This is a genomic window from Micromonospora echinospora (assembly GCF_014203425.1).
In the GTDB taxonomy this organism is placed as follows: Bacteria; Actinomycetota; Actinomycetes; order Mycobacteriales; family Micromonosporaceae; genus Micromonospora; species Micromonospora echinospora_A.
In genome coordinates this window covers 3,331,355-3,347,370 of sequence record NZ_JACHJC010000001.1, presented here as the reverse complement: position 1 = coordinate 3,347,370, position 16,016 = coordinate 3,331,355, and the positions used below count along the sequence as shown (strand labels likewise).

The window sequence follows — 16,016 nt, the reverse complement described above, 5'->3', positions numbered from 1 at the left end:
GGTCCGTGCTGTGCTGAATCGGTCATCCCGCTGCTCCTGTCATGGCATCCCTCGCGCTTCGCCCGATGCAGCACCGTCGGATGGTGCGATCTCGCCTACCTCCGTCTTCGCGTGACGGCCGCGGGATCCGCCGGACCGCCGGTCGATCCCGTCTCGCCGACGGCCACCCCGCGGTGTGGAGTTCCCCCGCGTCAGGTGCCGTCCTCGGCGAGGGCCGACACCAGCGTGGCCAGGTCGTCGTCGTCCAGCACCATCAGGTCGGCCACGGCGGGCTCGGTGGCCGGGGCCGGTTCGGCCGGCACCGCCTTCTCCGCGAGCTTCTCAACCGTGTGCAGCGTCAGCAGGTCACCCACGCTGATCAGCCAGCCCGCGTCGCGCAGCCGGGAGACCACCTGTATCGCCCGGATGCTGTCGCCACCCAGATCGAAGAACGAGTCGGACGCGCCGACCCGGGACACCGACAGCGCCTCGGCGAACGCCGCGGCCAGCGCCCTCTCCGCGGCTCCGGACGCCTCGCGGCTGCCGGTCGGTGCGATCTCGGGATCGGGCAGGGCGCGCCGGTCCACCTTGCCGTTCGCGTTGAGCGGCAGCGCCGGCAGCACCATGACGACGGCCGGGACCATGAAGTCCGGCAAGGTCTCGCCCAGGCTGTCGCGGACCTCGGCCGGCTCCGGGGTGTGGTCGCCACCGCCCACCACGTACGCCACCAGGCGCCGGACCCCCGGGGCCGTCTCCTGGGCCGTCACGTACGCCTGGGACACCTCCGGCAGTCGGCAGAGCGCGGCCTCGACCTCGCCCAGTTCGATCCGGAAGCCGCGGATCTTCACCTGTTGGTCGCCGCGACCGACGTACTCGATCACTCCGTCCCCACGCCAGCGGACGATGTCCCCGGTGCGGTACATCCTCGAACCCGGCGGGCCGAACGGCGAGGCGACGAACCGCTCCGCGGACAGCGCCGGCTCGTTCAGGTAGCCACGGGCGGTCGCCCAGCCGGCGAGGTACAGCTCGCCCGAGACGTTCGCGGGCACCGGCCGCAGATCCGGGCCGAGCACGTACGCCTGGGTGGCGTCGAGCGGCGACCCGATCGGCGGCACACCGTCGACCCGGTCCACCACCATGAGCGTGGCGAACGTGGTGGTCTCGGTGGGGCCGTACGCGTGGAGCAGCTTCGTGCCCGGGCAGACCTCGCGGACCAGACGCATCGCCTCGGCCGAGGCAGTCTCACCGCCCGTGAGCACCGTTCGCAGGCCGGCGAACGCGGACGGCCGGGTGCGGGCGAGCAGGTTGAACAACGCGGTGGTGAGGAAGGCAGAGGTCACGCCGTGCGTCCCGACCAGGCGGGCGACCTCGTCGGTGGTCAGCTGGCCGGGCGGAGCCACCACGATCCGGCCACCGGTGAGCAGCGGCACCCAGATTTCGTACGTCGACGCGTCGAAGGCGTGCGCGGAGTGCATGAGTATCCGCTCGTGGTCCCCGTCCCGCCAGCGGCCGTGCGACGCGAACGCGAGCACGTTCCCGTGGGTGATCGCGACGCCCTTGGGCCGGCCGGTGGACCCGGAGGTGTACATGATGTACGCCAGCCGATCGGGACCGCCGTCCCACGAGGGCGCCGCGGCCGGCGCCAGCGCGTCCAGGTCCGCTGCCGACAGCGGAAGCACCTCGATCGGTTGGTCCGTCGGCGCGTCGGTGAGCAGCAGCCGCACCTCGGCGTCCGCCAGCATCGCCTGCTGTCTCGTGGCGGGATCGGTGGGCCGCAGCGGCAGGTAAACGCCGCCGGCCTTGATGATCGCCAGGGTCGCCAGCACGACCAGCGCCGACCGCTCGGCCAGGATCGCCACCGGCTCCTCGGCCCGGATCCCCCGGCTCCGCAGGCGCCCGGCAAGAGCGTCGGTGGCGGCGTCCAGTTGCGCGTAGGTGATCTCCCGGCTCCCGGCAACGACCGCGATCGAGTCCGGGGTCCGCGCCGCCTGCCGCGCGAAGGCGGCGGCGAGGTCACCCTCCGGCTCGGCCACCGAGGCGCCGTTCCACTCGGTCAGCATCCGTTGCCGCTCGTCCGCGGTGACCAGCTCGAACCCGCCGAGCGCCGCGTCCGGCTCGGCCGAGACCGCCCGAAGGAACCGCGAATAGAGGCGCTGGATGGTGATGAGGTCGTCGCGCGAGTAGCGGTCGTGGTTGCCGTCCACGTCGAGTCGCCAACCGCTGCCGTCGCCCCGGTCGTAGAAGCAGAGAGACAGGTCGTCGACGGGCCCGAGGGTGAGGTTGTGCGTGACCGTCGGTAGTCCGGCGAGGGTCACCTGGTAGTCGAACGCCATCACGTTGACGACCGTGCCCCAGCCGGTGGTCGCCGCGCCGCCGCGCTCCGGCTGCCAGTCCTCGAACCGGCAGCGCTGGTGCTTCAACGCCTGGCGCAGCGCACCTGAGACCCGCGGCATCAGATTCCGCAGGGTGTCCCCCGGGTTCACCTCGACGCGCAGCGGAACGACGTTGGAGGCCATGTTCGGCGTGGCGCGCAGCAGCTTGGTGGTCCGGCCGGTGACCGGGAAGCCGAGCACGATGTCGGTGCGCCCGGTGCAGCGATGCAGGAAGGCGGCCGTGGCCGCCACCACCAGGACCGGCCAGCGGGTACGCAGTTCGCGGGCCACCCCGGCGATCGTGCCGGTCTGCGTGGCGGGGATGTGTCCGAATCGGCGGATGTGCACGGTGCCCGGATCGGGGGCGACCGGGCCACGAACGGCCCAGTGGTCGCTGAGCCTGACCGGGCTGGCCGTGGCCGCATGCTCCGTCCAGAACCGCAGGTCCTCCTGGAAGTCGGGGCCCGCCCGATACTCGGCGTCGGCCACCAGCGTCTCCGCCAGCGGCGCAGCGACCGCCGGCGCGTCGGCGACCGGCTCGCCGGTCACGATCTCAGTGTAGTAAGCGCCGATCTTGCGGAGCAGCAACGCGGCGGCGTAGCCGTCGCAGGCGATGTGGTGTCCGCGCCCGTAGTACCAGAAACGCCGGTCGCCGACCCGCAGCAGCGCGAACGTGAACAGGCCGCCGGCCTCGAGGTGGACGGGTCGATCCAGGTCCTCCCGGACCCAACGGTGGGCCGCCGCCTCGGGTTCGGCCTCGGCACGGAAGTCGACCCGGGTGATCCGGGCCGGCGCGTCGTCGATGATCTGGCAGAGTTCACCGCGGTCGTCGCGGCGGACCGCGATCACCTTGAAGGTCGGCGCCTCCTCCAGGACCCGGGACCAGGCCTGCTCGAAGGCGTCCTGGTCCAGGTCACCGTCCACCTCGGTGTACTCGGCCACGTTGTAGGCGTGACCGCTCGGGTCGAGTTCGTGCCCGAGCCAGATGCCCGTCTGGGCGGCCGACAACGGTAACTGCATAGGTGTCTCATCTCATGACAGTGGAGCCCTGGGTACGGGGGTGATCCGCAGGGCTCCACTGTGTCCATGAGGCCTATATTTTTGGTGTCAGCCGACCTCACGCATCATCTTCTCCATCGCCGCGGTCGCCTCCCGGACGTGGGTGAGTTCGGCGACCGTACGCCGCTGCAGCTCGGCGTTCTCCTCCAGCAGGCGCGCGCACTTCTCGGCGAGCTCCTGGTACTGCTTCTCCCGTGCCGCGGCCAGACGTGCCCGCCACGTGGCGGCGACCTGCCACACGATCACGATGAGAACGACGAAGATGCCGGCTGCAGCCAGTACGCCCACCCAGTCGTCGCTCGTGGAACCCACCGCACTCACCCTCACCCTCACTGCTCTGCGTCGTTCTCGCCGCGCCGGTCGTCGGTCAGCGTCTTCACCGCTTCCGCCACCGTCTGCGGTGTCAGATGCAGTGCGAACGGCGTGACCTCGAAGAACTTCATCGCCTTACCGCCCGGGGACAGCTCGAGACTTCCCTCGATGAGACCCGCGGCCTCCAGCCGAGCGAGGTGCATGTGCAGCAGCGGCCGACTCATGCCCAATCGCACAGCCAGCCGACTGACGTAGTCCCGCTCGCTGGAGAGCATCCCCACGATCCTGAGACGGTGTTGATTGTTCAGCGCCGTCAACATCTTGAGCAGGTCATCACCTGTGACATCCATCCGCGTGACCTCTTTCCGGCGCACGCAAAGCTTCGCACACCCACCGAGGGTGCGTCAACGAGTTCTGACAGGTGTTAGTAATCGCTGAGCCTGCCGGTCAGTAGCCGCCCCACCGCGTCACGACCGACTCCCGCTCGGCGGCGGTGAGCAGGTCGATCTCTCCGACCGCCAGATCGGGGCCGGCGGACAGGCTCGCCAACGCCAGCACCATCCGGTCCAGGTGTGCCTCGGCCTCGGCGATCGTGACCAGGTCGGGCCGGTACCCGAGGCGCACGGTGAGCCCGTCGTCCGCCCCGGGGACCGCGACCAGCCGCAACGGGTAGTGCGTGGCGTCGTCGAGGCCGAGACCGGTGACCCGGATGCCAGCGCCGTCCGGCACGGAGAGCGACTCCAGGTCGAAGGGGTAGTTGACCAGCATCGTCGTGGTGTCGAAGAGCTGCGTGCAGCCGGTCAGCCGGTGGATCCGACCCAACCCGAGGTGCTGGTGGTCGAATAGCTCGGTCTGCTCGGCCTGCAACCACGCCAGGGCCTGCCCGAGGGACTGCCCGAGGTCGAGCCGCACCCGTACCGGCACGGTGTTCACGAACAGCCCGACCATCCGGTCGGCGCCGGGCAGGTCCGCGGGCCGTCCCGACACGGTCGTGCCGAACACCACGTCGTCCCGGCCCGAGGCCCGCGCCAGCACCATCGCCCAGGCGAACTCGACCGCGGTGTTGAGCGTGACGCCCAGCGGGCGTAGCGCGTCAAGCAGTCGGCGTACGACGTCACCGGTCAGGTCGCGGCCGAGCTGGCGCTGGGCCGTCCCGGCCGCACCCGGCTTCTCCGGCGCGATCAGCAACGGGCCGGGCAGGCCGCGCAGGTTGTCGGCCCAGGCCCGTTCCGCGACGTCCGTGTCCCGGGCGGCCAGCCACTCGACGTGCGCGCGATGCGAGGGCGCGGCGGCTCCCGCGTACACCCCCGGATCCGCCCACAGCTCCCGCAGCTCCCGCACCAGAATCGGCAGCGACCAACCGTCGAACGCGATGTGGTGGCCGGTGATCGCCAGCCGCCACGCGTCCGGCCCGAGCCGCAGCAGGGCCAGCCTCAGCAGCGGTGGGCGGTCCAGGTCGAAGGCGCCACGCTCGGCGGCGACCAGGCGGTCGGCGGCGGCCGCCCGCTCGTCGCCGGGCAGCGCGCTGAGGTCCGCCTCCCGCCACCGCGGCACACCACCGGACCGTACGATCTGGACCGCGACGCCACGGTCGAGCTGATGGAAACCCGTACGCAGCGCGGAATGGCGTTCGACCAGCCGCTGACCGGCCGCCCGGATCGATGCCGGGTCCACGTTCCCGGACAGATCGAGCCGCACCTGCGTGGTGTAGACGTCGGAGGTGCCGCCGTCGCGGGCCTCCGCGGCGTGGAACAGGAAACCCTCCTGCAGCGGAGTCATCGTCATGACGTCGGCCAGATCCGGCACGAGCGACTCCAGCCGCTCGACCTCCGCCTGGGACAGCGCCGCCAGCGGCAGGTCGGACGGGGTGCGCCCGCCCACGACGTCCGGGCCGGCCAACCCGGCGAGCCCGACCAGTTCGTCCCGCCATCGCCCGGCCGGCGCAGCGCCCCCGCCTGCGGTGATCCACAGCGCGTGCAGGATGGTCCCCCGCTCGGTCGGGCGGGCCTGGACGTGCACCTCGGCACGGTAGCCGAGCGGCATGCCCGGGTCGGTCCCCGGCGGAAGCGCCTCGGTGGTCACCACCGGCCAGGCCCCGGCGACCGATCCGCCGACGTCGCCGAGATAGTTGAACAGGACCGGCGGCGTACCGAGTGCGGCGAGTTGCGGGCGCAACGCCCCGTACGAGGCCCCGTCCCGCGGCGCCTCGCGCAGCTGCTCCTTCACCCGCAGCACGGCGGCCCGGAGGTCGGTGCCCGCACCCCGCACCCGGACCGGGTGCACGCTGGTCAGCCAGCCCACGGTGCGGGACAGGTCGACGTCGGCGTGGCGGCCGTGGCCCTCCACGTCGATCAACGCCGTGTCCTCGGTCAGCACCCGGGAGAGCGCGGTGATCAGCAGGTCGTCGAGCCGGGCATGGAACTTCCCGGCCACCCGCTCGAGCCGCTCGACCACGTCCGCCGGCACGGTGATCTCGCCATGCCGCGCGTCGCCGGCCACGCCGTGGGCGGCGACGGGCTCACCGCCGGCGAGCACCGATCGCCAGTACGACAGCTCGTCGCGCCACTTTCCCGCCGCCGCCCCGCGGGCCTGGCGCAGTGCCCAGGTGCGGTACGAGACCGGCACCGGTTCCAGCGTGGGGACCGAGCCCCGGCTCCGCGCGGCGACCGCCGCGGCCAGGTCGGGCAGCAGCACCCGCCAGGAGACCGCGTCGACGACCAGGTGGTGCGCGCAGAGCACGAGCCGGTCGTCGACGGCGCGGACGGCCAGGAAATTGATCCCTCGTGCCGGGTCGAGACGCCGCCGGGCGGATTCCGCGGCGGCGTACGCGGACCGGTCCTCGGGCGTGGGAAGCAGGATGTCCGCGTCCCCGGACGGCGGGATCTCGAAGCCACCGTCCCCGGCCAGCAGCCGGGCCCGCAGCACGTGGTGGTGGTTCACCACGTCGCGCAGCGCGGCGGCGAGCACCAAATCGTCGATGCCGGGCGGCATCTCGACCACCACCGCCTGGTGGAAGCCGCGGATCTCGCCGCCGCGAGCGAGCAGGGCCGACCCGATCGGAGGCAGGGGCGCGCGCCCGATCGCATCGGCCACGGTCTCGGCCACCGCGCCGTCGACCGGCCGGGCGATCGCCGCCAGAGCCGCCGCGGTGCGCAGCCGGAACACGTCCTTGGCGGTGACCATCCAGCCGGCACGCCGGGCCAGCGACACCACCCGCATCGCGAGGATGCTGTCGCCGCCCAGGTCGAAGAAACTGTCGCCGGCCCCGGCCCGGTCCTGCCCGAGCGCGGTGGCGAACGCGTCCACGAACGCCGCCTCGGCCGCCGACGTGGGCGCGTCGCCCTTCCCGCGCCCGGGGCGGGGCAGCTCCGGCGCCGGCAACGCGGCCCGGTCGACCTTACCGTTCGGGGTGACCGGGAACGCGTCGAGCAGGACCACCGCGGACGGGACCATGTGCTCCGGCAACGCGGCGGCCACCGCCGCCAGCAGGTCCGCTGGGACAAGGGTGCTTCCGGGGTCGGGGATCACGTACGCGACGAGCCGCTGGACGCCGGGCCGGTCCTCACGCACCAGCACCAGTGATTGGGAAACTCCGAGGCAGGCGGCGAACGCGGCCTCGATCTCGCCCGGTTCGATCCGCTGCCCGTGCAGCTTGACCTGGTGATCGCTGCGGCCGAGGTACTCGAGCACGCCGTCGGACCGCCAGCGGACCAGGTCCCCGGTGCGGTACATGCGCTCGCCGGGGGCGCCGTACGGGCAGGCGACGAACCTCTCGGCAGTCAGCCCGGCCCGGCCGACATAGCCGTGTGCGAGACCGACGCCGGCCAGGTAGAGCTCGCCGACCACGCCGGGCGGGACCGGACGCAGCCGCCGGTCCAGCGCATAGACGCGGATGTTGGCGATCGGCGCCCCGATCGGCACGGTGACCGCACCCGGCTCGTTCCGGCATTCCCACGCGGTGACGTCCACCGAGGCCTCGGTCGGGCCGTACAGATTGTGCAACTCCACGTCGGGCAGCAGTTCGAAGAACCGCCGCTCGAGGTCGACCGGCAACGCCTCACCGCTGCAGACGACCCGGCGAAGCCCGGTGCAGGTCGCCACCGCCGGTTCGCGGAGGAACTCGCCCAGCATCGAGGGCACGAAGTGGATCGTGGTGATCTGCTCCTCGCGGATCAGCGCGGCGAGGTAGGCGGGTTCGCGGTGGCCGTCCGGGCGGGCGATGACCAGTGTGGCGCCGACCAGGCAGGGCCAGAAGAACTCCCAGACCGACACGTCGAAGCCGGCCGGGGTCTTCTGGGCGACGCGCTCGCCGGGGCGCAGGCCGTACCGGTCCTGCATCCACCGAAGGCGGTTGACGATGCCGCGGTGTGGGATCGCCACGCCCTTCGGACGGCCGGTCGAGCCGGAGGTGAAAATCACGTAGGCGGTGTCGTCCGTGGTCGCGGGCCGCCGCTCGGCCGTGGTCAGCCGGTGGGCGGGCACCTCGCTCAGGTCGAGCAAGTCCAGCCGCAGCGCCGGGCCGGGCAGATCGGCGCCCTCGGTGAGGACGCAGACCGGGTCGGCGTCCTCGATCAGCTGAGCTATCCGGGTAGCCGGGTACTCGGGGTCGACCGGCAGATAGGCGGCGCCGGTCTTGAGCACCGCGTACAGGGCGATCACCAGGTCGAACGACCGGGGCAGCGCGACACCGACCAGCCGGCCGGGTCCGGCCCCCTCGGCGAGCAGCCGCCGGGCCAGCCGGTTCGCCCGCCCGTCGAGCTCACGGTAGGTGAGGCCGGCGCCCTCGAAGCGCAGCGCGGGCGCGTCCGGCGTACGGTCGACCTGCGCCTCGAACATCGAGATCAGCGTGCCGTCGGGCACCTCGCCGGCGGTGTCGTTCCAGCGGTGCAGGACGTCGGCGCGCTCGTCCGCGCCGAGCAGGTCCAGGTCGTTGACGGCGACGTCCGGGTCGGACGCCACCCCGGCCAGCACCCGGCCGAGCCGGTCGAGCAGGGATGCCGCCTCGCGCTCGGGGATCACGTCGGGGCGGTGGCCCAGCCGCAACTCCAGACCGTCGCCGGCGGTGACGGCCAGACGGAGCGGGTAGTGGGTGGAGTCCTCGATGCGGACGCCGGTGATCCGCACACCCGCCGCGACGAGTGGGCCGGTGACCGCCTGGTGGTCGAGCGGGAAGTTCTGGAACACCGTCGTGGTGTCGAACAGCGCCGGGTGCCCGGCGGCGCGCTGCACGGCGGCCAGCGGGGTGTGGTGGTGCTCGATCAGATCCGCCTGCTCGGCCTGGAGCCGGACGAGGCAGGCCACGGCGGTCTCGTCGCCGTGCAGTCGCAACCGCACCGGCACGGTGTTGAGCAGGAGGCCGATGATCCGGTCGGCGCCGGCGAGCACCGGGGGGCGGCCGGACACGGTCGTACCGAAGATGACGTCGTCCGTGTTCAGAAGGCGGGACAGCAGCACACCCCAGCCGAACTGGACCACGGTGCCGAGGGTGTAGCCGTGGCGACGGCCCTGGTCGGCGAGCCGGTCGGCAAGCTCCGCGGGTAGCACGACGCGGACCTCGCGCTGCCGCACCGCGGGAAGGCTCGCGGCGTGCGGCGCGTACAGGGTCGGCGCCTCGAGCCCGGCGAGCGTCGCGGTCCACGCCTTCTCGGCGGGCGCGGTCGGCTGGGCGCGCAGCCAGGCGAGGAAGTCGCGGAACTGGGGTGCCGGCGGCAACGCCCCGGACGGGCCGGCGACGTAGCTGGTGAACAGCTCGCCGAGGGCCAACGGCACCGACCAGCCGTCCCAGATCAGGTGGTGCACGGTGAGGACGAGACGGTGCCGGCCGGGAGCGAGCCGGAGCAGGGTGAAGCGCAGCAGCGGCGGCCGGTGCGGCGCGAACCCGGCGGCCCGTTCGGCGTCGGCGATCCGGGTCGCCTCGTCCTCTCGGGCCGCCGGAGGCGCTCCGGTCAGATCGTGCTCGCTCCACGCCGCCGGAACCTCACGGTGGATCAGCTGCACCGGACGCTTGAGCCCACGGTGGTGGAACGCCGCGCGCAGCGCGCCGTGCCGGGCGATCAGCTGGTCGGCTGCCGACCGCAGTCGGGCGGCGTCGAGCTCGCCGGCCAGGTCAAGCCGGAGCTGGGTGGTGTAGACGTCGATCCCGCCCTGCCCGGCTCCGTCGTCCTGATCCTGGACCGCGTGCAGCAGAAGGCCCTCCTGCAGCGGGGTGAGCGGCAGGGCCGCCTCGATGGCGTCGGGAAGCCGCGGTGCGCCTGTCACTTCGGCTGCTCGCGCGGGTGGCGGCGCAGGTCGGTCCAGTTCCGCTCGACGTAGCGGACGCACTCGGCGCGCTCGGACTCGGCCAGCGCGACCGTCCAGCCGGCAGGCACCGCAACCGCGGCCGGCCAAAGCGAGTGCTGGCCCTGGTCGTTGGTGAGTACCAGGAACCGCCCCTCCGCGTCGTCGAACGGGTTGCCGCTCATCGCTGCCCCCCGGCGTTCTCGCGCACGGGCAGGTCGGCGGCGAGCTTCTCGGCGATCAGCAGCGCGAGCGCAGCCGGCGCGGTCTCCAGGTAGAAGTGTCCGCCCGGTACGGTGCGGGTGTCGCATCCGGCAACCGTGTGCCGACGCCATTCCCGGGCGTGGTCCACCGTGAATGAGGGGTCGCTGTCCCCGGCGATGACCGTGATCGGGCAGGTCAGCGGGGCGCCTGTGGTGTACCGGTAGTCGGCGACCAGCCGGAAGTCGCCGTGCAGGACCGGCATCGCGAGCTCGCGCACCCCGGCGTCGGTCAGCATCCGGGCGCCGACGCCGCCGAGCGAGTCGACGTAGCGCAGCAACGACTCGTCGTCCGGGAAACGCAGCGCCTGGCTATTGTCGTGGTGCGGGGCGCGGCGAGCGGAGGCGAACAGGTGCCGCAGGGCGTTCGGGCGTCGGGCGCGCAGGCGCCGGGCCACCTCGAACGCGACGGTGGCGCCCATACTGTGCCCGAGGAACGCGGCGGGCCGGTCCAGGCGCTTCAGCATCGCGCCGGTGATCTCGTCGACCAGCTCGGCCATCGTCCGGGGCAGCGGTTCGCCGTAGCGGTCCTGTCGGCCCGGGTATTGCACCGCGACCAGCTCGATGTCCTGCTGAAGCAGCACCGCCAGATGGTGGAAAGCGCTGGCGGCACCGCCCGCGTGCGGGAAACAGAAGAGCGTGAGCCGTGCGGCGGGTCGAGGCGCGATCACCCGAAAGCAGTCACGCGCCGCCATGTGCTTGGCAACAGTCATGAGCGTGGAGACTCTCTGCTCGTGGCCGACGAACGGCCCGGTCCCGGACGGCGGCGACCGTCCGAGACCGCACTGTGCCTCGCGAGTCTATATTTCTTGTGTCCTCCGCCGGGTCAGCTGGCGACGGTGACGTCGCCACCGCCGGACTTCGCCCTGATCTTGTGAGCGGAGCCGGGGACGGCCTGCACCGAGACCGTACGGTCACCGCCCTCGGTGCTCGCGTCCACCTCGTACGGCCCGGACGGCACCTTGATCTTCACGTTGCCGCCCTCGCTGGTCACGTCGACCAGGTCGGCAGCGGTGGCGTACTGCAGGTCGATGTCGCCACCGGCGGTGGTGACCGTGGTGTCCGCGCCGAGCCCGCGGCCGGTGATGTCACCGCCGTCGGTCTTGATCTTCACGACGGTGCCCTCGGGCAACTCGATCTTGTAGTCGACGTGGCAGTTGTCCTTGCCGCAGCCGTTGTCGACCAAGTTGAGCGTGCTGCCGTTCACGTCGTGGGACGTCTTCGGCTTGGTGTCGGAGTAGCGCAGGTCCTCGGTGACCTTGACCGAGCCGGAGTCCGAGGCGGTGAGCGTCACGTTGCCGCCACGACCGGTCAGGGACAGGGTGTTGACCTTGTCGCTGATGTCGTACGTGTCCACGGCGCTGTTGTCGGATCCGCCCGGATCGCACCCTGCGACGAGCATCGCGCACGTCGCGATCGCCAGCGCGCTTACGCCTGCCTTCGTCGGGATTCTCATCGATTTTCACTCCTCGTGGTCGTGGTGGACGCCGCGTGGCTCAGGGATTCGGCATCGTTGTCGTTCTCGTCGGAGGCGGCGCGGACGGATACGGCGACGGACTCGGGGTCGGACTCGGGCGCCGTGGCGGGCCGCCCACGCAGGCTCCAGGCCCGGTCGCCGAGCAGCGACAGCGCCGCCGGAAGCAGCACGCCCCGGACGATCGTCGCGTCGATGAGGATCGCGACCGCCATGCCGACACCGAGCATCTTGTACTCGATGCCGGAGAGCGTCGCGAACATCGCGAAGACCGCGATCATGACGACGGCCGCGCTGGTCACCACCCCGGCGCTGCTGCCGACGCCGCGGACGACCGCCTCCCGGGCGGACTCGCCCCGGGCCCAGCGCTCCCGGACCCGGCTGAGGATGAAGACGTGGTAGTCCATGCTCAGGCCGAACAGGATCACGAACATGAACAACGGCAGCCAGTTGACCACGCCGCCGAAGGACGAGAAGCCCAGCAGGTCGGCGAAGTCACCGTTCTGGAAGCCGAGGACGACGATGCCGATCGCCGCACCGATGGCGAGCAGATTGAGCACCATCGAGACCGCGGCCACCAGCAGTGCCCGGAACGCGATGACCAGCACCACGAACGCCAGCACCAGGACGAAGCCGATGACCCAGGCGGTACGCGCCTTGAGCACCTCGGCGAAGTCGTGCAGACCCGCGGTGCGGCCCCCGACGGCGTACTCGAGGTCGGGCGTGTTCGCGAACGCCTCGGGCAGGACGTCCTCACGCAGCGTCCGCAGGGCCTCGACCGAGGTGTCGTCGGTGCCGCTACCGGCCAGCGGGACCTTGATGCTGAGCACGTCGCCGACCGGCGAGGCCGAGATCTGGTCGCCGAGCAGGTCGCTCGCGGCGGCCTCGCGGCGCAACTCCGCGACGGCCCGCTCGGCGGCGCCGGTGGTGGCACCGGCGCCCCAGACCACTACCTGGGCCGGGTCCGCGCCGCCGGGGAACGCCTGCTGCAGCCGGACCCCGGCGTCGACCGCCGGAATGCTGCGCGGCAGCGAGTCGAGCTGCCCGGGCTCGCTGAGCTTCATCCCGAACGCGGGCAGGGCGAGCCCGACCAGCGCGAGTAGCGCGATGCCGCCGAACACTATCGGGTGGCGGGACACGGCGCCGGCGATCGCCGACCAGCCGCGGGAACTGGTCGCAGTGGTGCGGGAGCGGCCCAGAAAGGGGATGCGTAGCGCGTCCACCTTGCGGCCGAGCAGGCTCAGCAGGGCCGGCAGGACGGTGACCGAGCCGAGCACCGCCAGGCTCACCACGATGATCGTGCCGATGGCCATCCCGTTGAAGGTGTCGACCTGGGCGAGGAACAGGCCGGCCAGCGACAGGATCACGGTAATACCGGAGACGACGACGGCATGCCCGGAAGTCCGTGCGCTGATCTTCAGCGCCTCACTCGCGTCCTTGCCGGCGGCCCGCTCCTCCCGCTCGCGGCGTAGGTAGAAGAGCGAGTAGTCCACGCCGACCGCCATACCGATCAGCAGCACCACCGACGACACCGTGCTGTTGGCCGGGATGACCGTGCCGACCAGTCCGAGGAACCCGAGCCCGGCGAACACCGCGGTGGCGGCGAGGAATACCGGAACCGCGGCGGCGACCAGCGCGCCGAAGACGAGGATCAGGATGATCAGCGTCACCGGCAGCGACAGTTGCTCGGCGCGGGCCAGGTCGTCGTCGGCGGCCTTGTCGATCGCGGAGGTCAGCGAGATGTCACCGGCCATCGCGAATCGGACGCCGGGGTGCGCGTCCTGGACCGCGCCGAGCTCCTTCTTGATCTCGGCGAAGTGCTTGTCGGCTTCTGCCCCGGGGCCCGGGATCGTGAAGCTGACCAGGCCGGACCTGCCGTCCGTGGAGACCAGCGCCGCCCGCGTCCGCTCGTCGTCCAGCGGGGTCACGATGTCGGTGGTGGCTCCGGGCAGCGCCTTGAGCCGGCCGCTCAGGTCTCTGGCGGCGTTCTCCAGGTCGGGAGTGCCGAGGAACGGCCGGTCCCGGTTCTGCGCCTCGATGAGCACGTTCTCGGTGTAGGAGGAGGTCACCTTCTGCGCCCGGATCATGCTCTGCGCCTTGCCGGCCTCGCCGGCGTCAGTGGTCTTGGCGCCCGAGCCCGCCACGTCGCCGAGCAGCACCGCCGCGGCCACCAGGAGGATCCAGCCGACGATGACCTTCTTGGGATTGCGGCTGGACCAGCCCACTATCCGCTCCATCATGAGCCCCTTCGTCGGCGCCGGCGATGCCTTCCCTGGCATGACTGTCCTTCCTGGATGAACGAAAAGGAGGAGCTCATCTCATGGAGGGCGGAGCGGCTCAATCCAGCTCGCGCATCATGAGTTCCATCGAGGTCACGGACTGGCGCACGCCGGTCAGCTCGTTCGCCACCCGCTGGCGCAGGTCCTCGTGCTCGAGGAGCAGCTCGGCATACTTTTGGTTGAGCTCGCGGTAACGGTCGTCGTCCCGTTGCGCGACGATGCGGGCCCGCCAGGTAGCGGCGAGCTGGGTGATGACCAGGACCAGGACCAGGATGATGCCGGCCACCGCCAGCAGGCCGGTGAGGTCGTCGCCGGGGTTCATCGACTCTCCCCCCTCTCCGGTTCGCTCTCGTCGCGGGAGCCCACCGCACGGGCCACGACCGGCGGACTCAGCACCAGGTCGAACGGCACCAGCTCGAAGTACTTCATGGCCTTGCCGTCCTCCCCCAGTTCGAGCGTTCCGACGATCAGCCCGGCGGTCTCCAGCCGTTGCAGGTGCATGTGGAGAAGCGGCCGACTGATACCCACCTCGCGAGCCAACCGACTGACGTAGTCGCGCCCCTCGGCCAGCCGCGCCACGATGCGCATCCGGTGTGGATTTCCGAGCGCCGAGAGCACTCCCAGCAAGCTCACCTCGGTCAGAGGTGACCCGTCCATCAGCAAGGCCCCTTTATGTGTAAGAAGAACTTTACAGGTGGCGCACCCACCTGTCAAATAAAGCTGACATGTGTCCGCCTCACTCGACGGGTGGACGCCGGATCGACGGCACACAGACCGCCAGCAAGGCCAATGACCCCATGCCGGCGGCCGTGATCAGCGCCGCCCGCGACGTCCCGGCGGCGGTCAGCAGGGCCCCGCCGAGCAGGGCGCCCATCGAGTTCAGACCGGAGCCGATCAGCACGACCACACTGGTCACCCGGCCCTGCATCGCGTCCGGGGTCACCCGGATCTGGTACGTCGCGGCGGTCACGTTGAGCAGTGCGCCCAGTGCCGCCATGCCGCCCATCAGCGCGCCGAGCCCGACCGGCAGCGTCGTGACCGAGACCAGCAGGATCAGCACGGACCACAGCGCCAGCACGCCGATCAGGATCGCCTGCACCGGCACCCTCCGCATGATCCGGGACGCGGTGAACGCACCGAGCAGCCCGCCCGCGCCGCCGAGCAGCCCGATCACCCCGACCATGTACGGCGGATATCCGCCCTGCTTGACGATCACCACCAGGGTCAGGCCGATCACCTGGAAGGCCAGGTTGCTGCCGCCGAGCAGCAGAATCGCCGAGCGCATGAACCGGTGCCGCCACACCCACGCGAAACCCTCGGCGATCTCGGTGGTCAGCATCCGCCGCGGCCCCGTCCGCTCGTCCTGCAGGTTCCTGCGCACGGTCAGCAAGGTCACGAAGGCCACCGCGTGGGTCAGCATCGCGAAGCCGAACGGCAGCCACCGCAACACCGAGTACAACGCGCTCCCGGTCGGTTGTCCGATCAATCCGGTCGCCTGCCCGCGCACCTCGTTCTGGGACAGGGCGGCGCCGAGGTGTGCGGGATGGACGACGTGCCGCACCGAGGCCCGCTCCGCGAGCCGGTAGACGATCACGGCGCTGCCCTCCAGGAAGGCGACCGCCATGACGTGCGGCAGCCACAACTCATCGAGCAGCAACGCGACGGCCAGGCTGCCCATGCTGGACAGGCCGACCACGTCGCAGGCGAGCATCGTGCGGCGGCGGTTCCACCGGTCGACGAGCGCGCCGGCCGGCAGCACGAACAGCAGTTGGGGTAGCAGCGTGGCGAACGCGATCAGCGCGGCATCGGCCGGGGTGCCGCCGCCCCAGATGATCAGCAACGGGTACGCGGCGACCGCGACCCTGGTGCCGAGCAGCGAGGCGCCGGCCCCCACCAAAAGCATCCGGAAGTCCCGGTTGCGACGCAGCGGGGCTACCGGGGCCGACGCCTCGGTGTCCGGAGGGATCTGCGAGGTGGAGGTCATCAACACGCTCCTGGCACGGGG

Annotated in this window: 11 protein-coding genes; all 11 read right to left on the bottom strand. The window is 71.6% G+C overall.

Annotated features, from left to right (window positions below):
- Positions 1-191 precede the first annotated feature (191 nt).
- On the bottom strand, positions 192-3,371 hold the full coding sequence (locus tag FHU28_RS15665; RefSeq protein WP_184684877.1) for a non-ribosomal peptide synthetase: 3,180 nt from the start codon (positions 3,369-3,371) through the stop codon (positions 192-194).
- A gap of 87 nt (positions 3,372-3,458) precedes the next feature.
- The gene (locus FHU28_RS15660) at positions 3,459-3,722 is read right to left on the bottom strand and encodes a hypothetical protein (protein WP_311773595.1); all 264 of its coding nucleotides are present in this window, start codon (positions 3,720-3,722) and stop codon (positions 3,459-3,461) included.
- Positions 3,723-3,739: 17 nt separating this feature from the next.
- Positions 3,740-4,072, bottom strand: coding sequence for an ArsR/SmtB family transcription factor (locus FHU28_RS15655; protein WP_184684873.1), 333 nt, complete (start codon positions 4,070-4,072; stop codon positions 3,740-3,742).
- Between the two features lie 97 nt (positions 4,073-4,169).
- Entirely contained in the window at positions 4,170-9,980 is a 5,811-nt protein-coding gene (locus tag FHU28_RS15650; protein WP_184684871.1) for a non-ribosomal peptide synthetase, read from the bottom strand.
- On the bottom strand, positions 9,977-10,183 hold the full coding sequence (locus tag FHU28_RS15645; protein WP_184684870.1) for an MbtH family protein: 207 nt from the start codon (positions 10,181-10,183) through the stop codon (positions 9,977-9,979). The genes FHU28_RS15650 and FHU28_RS15645 overlap by 4 nt, the downstream gene beginning before the upstream one ends.
- The gene (locus tag FHU28_RS15640; protein ID WP_260413458.1) at positions 10,180-10,953 is read right to left on the bottom strand and encodes a thioesterase II family protein; all 774 of its coding nucleotides are present in this window, start codon (positions 10,951-10,953) and stop codon (positions 10,180-10,182) included. The genes FHU28_RS15645 and FHU28_RS15640 overlap by 4 nt, the downstream gene beginning before the upstream one ends.
- A 131-nt stretch (positions 10,954-11,084) precedes the next feature.
- Positions 11,085-11,714, bottom strand: a complete 630-nt coding sequence (locus FHU28_RS15635; protein ID WP_184684866.1) for a DUF4097 family beta strand repeat-containing protein — start codon at positions 11,712-11,714, stop codon at positions 11,085-11,087.
- Positions 11,711-14,011, bottom strand: a complete 2,301-nt coding sequence (locus FHU28_RS15630) for an MMPL family transporter (RefSeq protein WP_221453205.1) — start codon at positions 14,009-14,011, stop codon at positions 11,711-11,713. Before FHU28_RS15630 ends, FHU28_RS15635 begins: the two co-directional genes overlap by 4 nt.
- A gap of 58 nt (positions 14,012-14,069) precedes the next feature.
- Complete coding sequence (locus FHU28_RS15625; protein ID WP_184684864.1) at positions 14,070-14,333, bottom strand: hypothetical protein; 264 nt, start codon at positions 14,331-14,333, stop codon at positions 14,070-14,072.
- Positions 14,330-14,668: an ArsR/SmtB family transcription factor gene (locus FHU28_RS15620; RefSeq protein ID WP_184684862.1), complete on the bottom strand. Its 339-nt coding sequence runs from the start codon at positions 14,666-14,668 to the stop codon at positions 14,330-14,332. Before FHU28_RS15620 ends, FHU28_RS15625 begins: the two co-directional genes overlap by 4 nt.
- A 79-nt stretch (positions 14,669-14,747) precedes the next feature.
- The gene (locus FHU28_RS15615) at positions 14,748-15,995 is read right to left on the bottom strand and encodes an MFS transporter (protein ID WP_184684859.1); all 1,248 of its coding nucleotides are present in this window, start codon (positions 15,993-15,995) and stop codon (positions 14,748-14,750) included.
- Between the last annotated feature and the right edge of the window lie 21 nt (positions 15,996-16,016).